3 protein-coding genes are annotated in these 5,390 nt (G+C 38.9%); 2 read left to right on the forward strand and 1 reads right to left on the reverse strand.

The genetic code is table 11. The annotated features are described in order from the left end of the window. Positions 1-566: 566 nt before the first annotated feature. Positions 567-713 carry a hypothetical protein gene (locus AACT52_RS09655; protein WP_158055049.1) on the reverse strand — a complete coding sequence of 49 codons (147 nt, stop codon included), beginning with the start codon at positions 711-713 and terminating at the stop codon, positions 567-569. A 272-nt stretch (positions 714-985) separates the two neighbouring features. Between AACT52_RS09655 and AACT52_RS09660 the strand changes: the two genes are divergently transcribed. Together AACT52_RS09660 and AACT52_RS09665 are read left to right on the forward strand one after the other, a co-directional pair. Beyond that, positions 986-4,612, forward strand: a complete 3,627-nt coding sequence (locus tag AACT52_RS09660) for a HEAT repeat domain-containing protein (RefSeq protein ID WP_073636604.1) — start codon at positions 986-988, stop codon at positions 4,610-4,612. A 160-nt stretch (positions 4,613-4,772) separates the two neighbouring features. Then, complete coding sequence (locus AACT52_RS09665) at positions 4,773-4,928, forward strand: hypothetical protein (protein ID WP_158055051.1); 156 nt, start codon at positions 4,773-4,775, stop codon at positions 4,926-4,928. Positions 4,929-5,390 lie beyond the last annotated feature (462 nt).

Consider the following 5,390-nt stretch of genomic DNA (forward strand, 5'->3'; position numbering starts at 1 on the left):
TTTCCCCCAAGGATTTAACTCGACACTGCGGCTGGTACTGTTCACTGTTAAAGCTAATCCTATATAGGTTTCACCTTTTTACTTGTCTGTTTTAACCAAACAGGGGAAGGCTACAAGCAGACACATTTTAGTACATAATTACTAACTAAAACAGTTAGAACTTAAATACCAACTTTTGACCCAATGTTGGTATTTGAGAGAGTAAAAACCGGATTTATTAGTAGCTGCGTACTAAATCTAGTCTTCTGTATTTAGATAAAATGGGAGAATTAAAAATCTGAAATCTATATAGGATAACCTTTTTCAGCCCCTATTTACGCTTTGTAGGGATCTAATACTAGCTTGAAAATAGATTTCCAAGTTGGTATTAGGTTCGTTGAACTCACGTTATTGGTTAGCGTGCAATACGGTTCGGATAAGAAATTTACTCGTAAAGACAAGCAGAGGAGCAGAGGAGCGGAGGAGCAGGGGAGAAAAGAGTTAACGCCCATTGACTGTTCTTCTCCTCAGCCCCTCAGCCCCCCTGCTGCCTCAACGAAGAGATGTCTTAACCGAACGGTATTGGGTTAGCGTGCCTCTTTTGTTTCTTCTAATTCTAGTAATTCCCAAATCAGGATGACTAGCTCAATTACAATTCCTGAACCAGGTATGAACCAGTCAGCAATTAGGGGAATCAGAAATAACATAATTGCCATCAGCTTCTTAGCTTTCATTTTTTAACCTCACCTCAATTTCAATTAAGGTTAAGGTCGGGATATATCTCTAAGTAAATTTCCCAAGCACTCCGTGAACGCTAATAGAATTGACATAGGGTGCTTGGGAAAGAAGTTGCGCTTGGGAAAGCGAAAAACTTTTTCACAAAATTTTTTGTTTAGTATTGCAATACTTCTTAATCTATTTGCACTATGCGATAACGATAAGATTGGGATGTGTCTCCAAGTAAATTTCCCAAGCATTCCGTGAACGCTAGTAGAATTGACATAGGGTGCTTGGGAAAGAAGTTGCGCTTGGGAAAGCGAAAAACTTTTTCAAAAATTTTTGGTTTAGTATTGCGATACTTCTTATGAGACGAAATCTTAGTTACGAAGCTGGCAAAGAACATGCAAGGATATTGCTAGAATCTTTACTCAGGTCTGTGGAAGAAGGTGAAGGAGAATCAAAGGATTTAAAAGCCAATTGGCAAGAAGATACTCAGTTATGGGTAACATATTCTACTTTGAAAGGACTGGCGGAACTAACTAAAAAATACAGTAATCAAAGTTTAAACACTGAGAATATTCGGAATGCGCTCTTATGCTTACAGGTTTTGAATATTGTTGAAGATAAACGCGAAGAAATCAACTCAAAGACTAAGACGAACTCAAAAGTATGGCGTTTCGTATTAAAGTTTAACAGCATAGAAACCCAACAAAACCTTGAATGGTTATTTAAAGAGAATGGGGAATGGGATAAGCGTCGCCAAGCTCAAAAAATTAAGTCTAGTAAAGTTTCCACCTCAGAAATCCCGAAATATCAAGGTACAATTCTTGAAAAAGACGAGTTTCGGACATATCTTTCAAGCATCCTCCGAAACAAGGAGTATCAAAACTACTCACATCTTTACACGCAGACAGATGTTGTGGAAAAGCAGCAGATTCATATGCCTTTGGAGGTGCGGTCAATAAACGAAGGTAAAACTCCATACCCTGTGCTAGAAGGCATTCGTAAATACGCAAAAAACCATGTATTATTGGTAGGCAAGCCAGGTTCGGGAAAATCAACAGCATTACGACGTCTGTTATGGGAAGAAGCGGGTAATCTTGAGAGAATGGAAAATGGGGAGGAAGGTCTATCCCTCGGTGTTATTCCCGTATTAGTAGAGTTGCGTTCTTGGCAGGAAGGAAGTTCTGTTGTAGAACTAATAAAGGGGGCTTTTCTCAAAAATGAGCTGCAATTAGATGAAGAAAAAATAAGAAAACTGTTAATTGAACGCAAGTTGTTGTTACTACTTGATGGTTTGAACGAACTACCATCCGATGACTCACGGCGATTAGTGACAATTTTTCGTAATTCTTTTCCGAATACCCCGATGATTTTTACCACAAGGGATTTGGCAGTAGGGGGCGATTTAGGGATTGAAAATAAACTGGAAATGCTACCCCTAACACTTCAACAAATGCGTCAGTTTGTACAGGCATATTTACCTGAACAAGGTGAACAGATGTTACGACAGTTGGATGATAGACTCCGGGAATTAGGAGAAACGCCGTTAATTTTGAGGATGTTCTGCGAGGTCTTTGGTACTGAAAAGCAGATTCCCAAAAATCGCGGAAAATTATTTCGGACTTTTGATAAACGATTGGATGAATTGAAAAACAGAGATTCACTTTCAGTTACAGAAAACCTGCTTCAATGGAAACCAGAGTTACTGGGACATTTGGCATTTACAATGATGGAAGGAGAAAAATCACCAGACATCAGGTTGATAATTTCTCAAACCAAAGCGGAAAAAATTTTAGAAGCTTTACTTAAGAATAGGGTAACATCACCTGCTGAAAAAGCCAAAAAATGGCTTCAAGATTTGTTGAAAAATTATTTTATTCAACAAGTTGATAAAAAACAATTACAATTCCCCCATCAACTATTTCAAGAATATTATGCAGCCGAATATTTATTGGAGTTATTACCTAAATTAAGTGATGAAAAATTTAAAAAAGATTATTTGAATTTGCTAAAATGGACTGAATCAATTGCGCTTGCCTTAAATTTATTGGATGATGAAGCACAAACTCTAAGGATAGTACACTTGGCGCTGGATGTTGATTTTATGCTTGGTGCTTTCTTAGCGGGGGAAGTACAGTATAAATTTCAACAGAAAACAATTGATATTATTCTAAAAAAAAAGCCATCAAAAAGACTTGAGATGGATTTGTTAAGTAATACCCATTCCCAGTTTGCTGAAAAATATTTAAATGGTTACTTAAAAGATAAAAATTCAAGTGTTCGTGAATATGCCGTATATGCGTTGACAAAAATCGGAAGCGATACGAGTGTTAATTCTCTCATACTAGCTTTAAAAGATGAAGATTTTGAGGTTCGTCGTCAGGCTATAAAGGGGTTAAGAGATATCGGAAGTGAAGCAGCAGTTAATCCCCTCATTCATGCCTTAAAAGATGAACATAGCTTTGTTCGTAGCTCTGCCGTAGAAGCGTTAGTAATGATCAAAGGTAAAGCGAGTATTAATTTCCTTATTAATGCCTTAAAAGATGAAGATGAAGAGAAAGATTTATTTGAATATGGTTCTGGCTTATTTATGTTAAAAATAAATGTAAGGGAAGACATAAGTGAAGCTAATTTTAATCTCCTCATTCAAGCCTTAAAAGATGAACGTTCATCTGTTCGTCGTTTAGCCGTACAATTATTATCTTCTTGTAGAGATGAAGTCGTTATAAATTCTCTCATTCAAGCCTTAAAAGATGAAAATTCATCTGTTCGTTATTATGCCGCAGAAGCGTTTAGATTTATCGGAAATGAAGCGACGGTCAATCCTCTGATTCAAGCTTTAAAAGATGAAAATTCATCTGTTCGTCTTAAAGTCGTAGAAGCGTTAGGAGACATCAAAAGTGAAGTAGCTGTTAATCCTCTGATTCAAGCCTTAAAAGATGAAAATTCATCTGTTCGTCTTTATGCCGTATATGGGTTAAGAGATATCGGAAGTGAAGCTGCTGTTAATCCCCTGATTCAAGCCTTAAATGATGAATATTCATTGGTTAGCAGTTATGCCGCAAAAGCGTTAGTAGATATCGGAGGTGAAGTGGGTGTTAATGCCGTCATTCAAGCCTTAAAAGATAAATCTTCCTCTGTTCGTTGTGCAGCCGTAGAAGCCTTGGTAAAAATCACAAGTGAAACTGCTGTTAATTCTCTGATTCAAGCCTTAAAAGATGAATCTTCATCTGTTCGTGCTTCTGCCGCAGAAGCGTTAGGAAAAATCAAAAGTGAAGCTGCTGTTAATTCCCTCATTGAGTGTTTAAAAGATAATAAATATGTTGGTTATTATGCCGCAGAAGCGTTAGGAAAAATTGGAAGTAAAGCAGCAGTTAATCCCCTTATTTATGCTTTAAAAAATCAATCTTCACAAGTTCGTCGTTCTGCCGCTCAAGCGTTAGGAGAGATCGGAGATGAAGCTGCTGTTAATCCTCTCATTCGTGCTTTAAAAGATAAAGATTTATTTGTTCGTGAATATGCTGTACGTGCGTTAGAAAATATCGGAAGTGAAGCAGCAGTTAAACCCCTCATTCATACTTTAAAAGATGAATATTCACAAGTTTCGAGTGCAGCTGCACGGGCGTTACAAAAAATCGCTACTAGTTCAAATTTATCTGAAAAGTTGAAGATGCTATCATATGAAGTATACTTTGCTAATGGTGTCATTTTTAAAATTCAAGAGACTTGTAAGTTTTATAATTATGATATTTTTAATTCTGACTCCCTTCCCGCTACAAGATTACCGAGCTTTCTTCTCTTCTTTCTTCGTGTTTTTTCGCGTCTTCGCCGTTTTTTAAATAGGTCTTCTTCTGGTAGGAAGCGAGTGACTACTAGAGGTATTTTAGGAGCCCGAATAGAAAGAGAGTGAACTACCCCGCCTTCAGGCGAAGCCAAGGCGGGGTAGTTTCCACAATCTTTTGCTATACAATTCATCATTGACAAAATGACCTCGAATTTGTCCCTATAATCACCTCTAGCCCCAACCCAAGTCCAGCAACTGGAACGAATAGGCGGCGACAGCGGAGTGGATGCCGCTGCCTGCATTCAATGATGCCACTCCTCCAATGTCTATCGGTAGGCAGTGGCAGACACCGCCTATTCGAGCGCAGCGGTTTCCAGTTGCGCCCGTTAGTATTGCGGGACATCCAACCCCAAACCTGTCACGCCCTGATTTACGTCGATAATAACCCGCAACATGAAGGCAATTAAAATAAACGCCCCTAAAGATATTTAGTAAATGCCAACAAATAACCGAATCTTGGTAAAACGATAAGAATCAGGCATACTGGCGGTAACGCTAACCTTTGTTGCGTCGAGTTTCGTCATATGTCTGCACACTCATACCTTACCCGATCGCCAATCACCGAAAGTTGGTAAAACGGAAAAATTTGAGCCTGCTATCTCCAAGCGCAAGTCTCCAAATCAACGCGGATATGAGGATGTGCGTTCGCGTAGCGTGCCCAAAGGGCATTGGCACAGAGTGCCCGCCAAGGGCGAACGCGCGGAGCGCACAAGGGAGGCGATCGCGGGAATATCTCTTCCCCTGTTTGGTTAAAACAGAGAAGTAAAAAGGTGAAATCTATATAAGATAAGCTTTAACAGTGAACAGTACCAGCCGCAGTGTCGAGTTAAATCCTTGGGGGAAA

Origin of the sequence: Scytonema sp. HK-05, from assembly GCF_963872035.1 — a bacterium.
Lineage (GTDB): Bacteria > Cyanobacteriota > Cyanobacteriia > Cyanobacteriales > Nostocaceae > Kalymmatonema.

What these genes read in the sequence shown, in the direction of transcription:
- AACT52_RS09655 (WP_158055049.1), bottom strand. Translation starts at nt 713, where the DNA reads ATGAAAGCTAAGAAGCTGATGGCAATTATGTTATTTCTGATTCCCCTA.
- AACT52_RS09665 (WP_158055051.1), top strand. Translation starts at nt 4,773, where the DNA reads ATGCCGCTGCCTGCATTCAATGATGCCACTCCTCCAATGTCTATCGGT.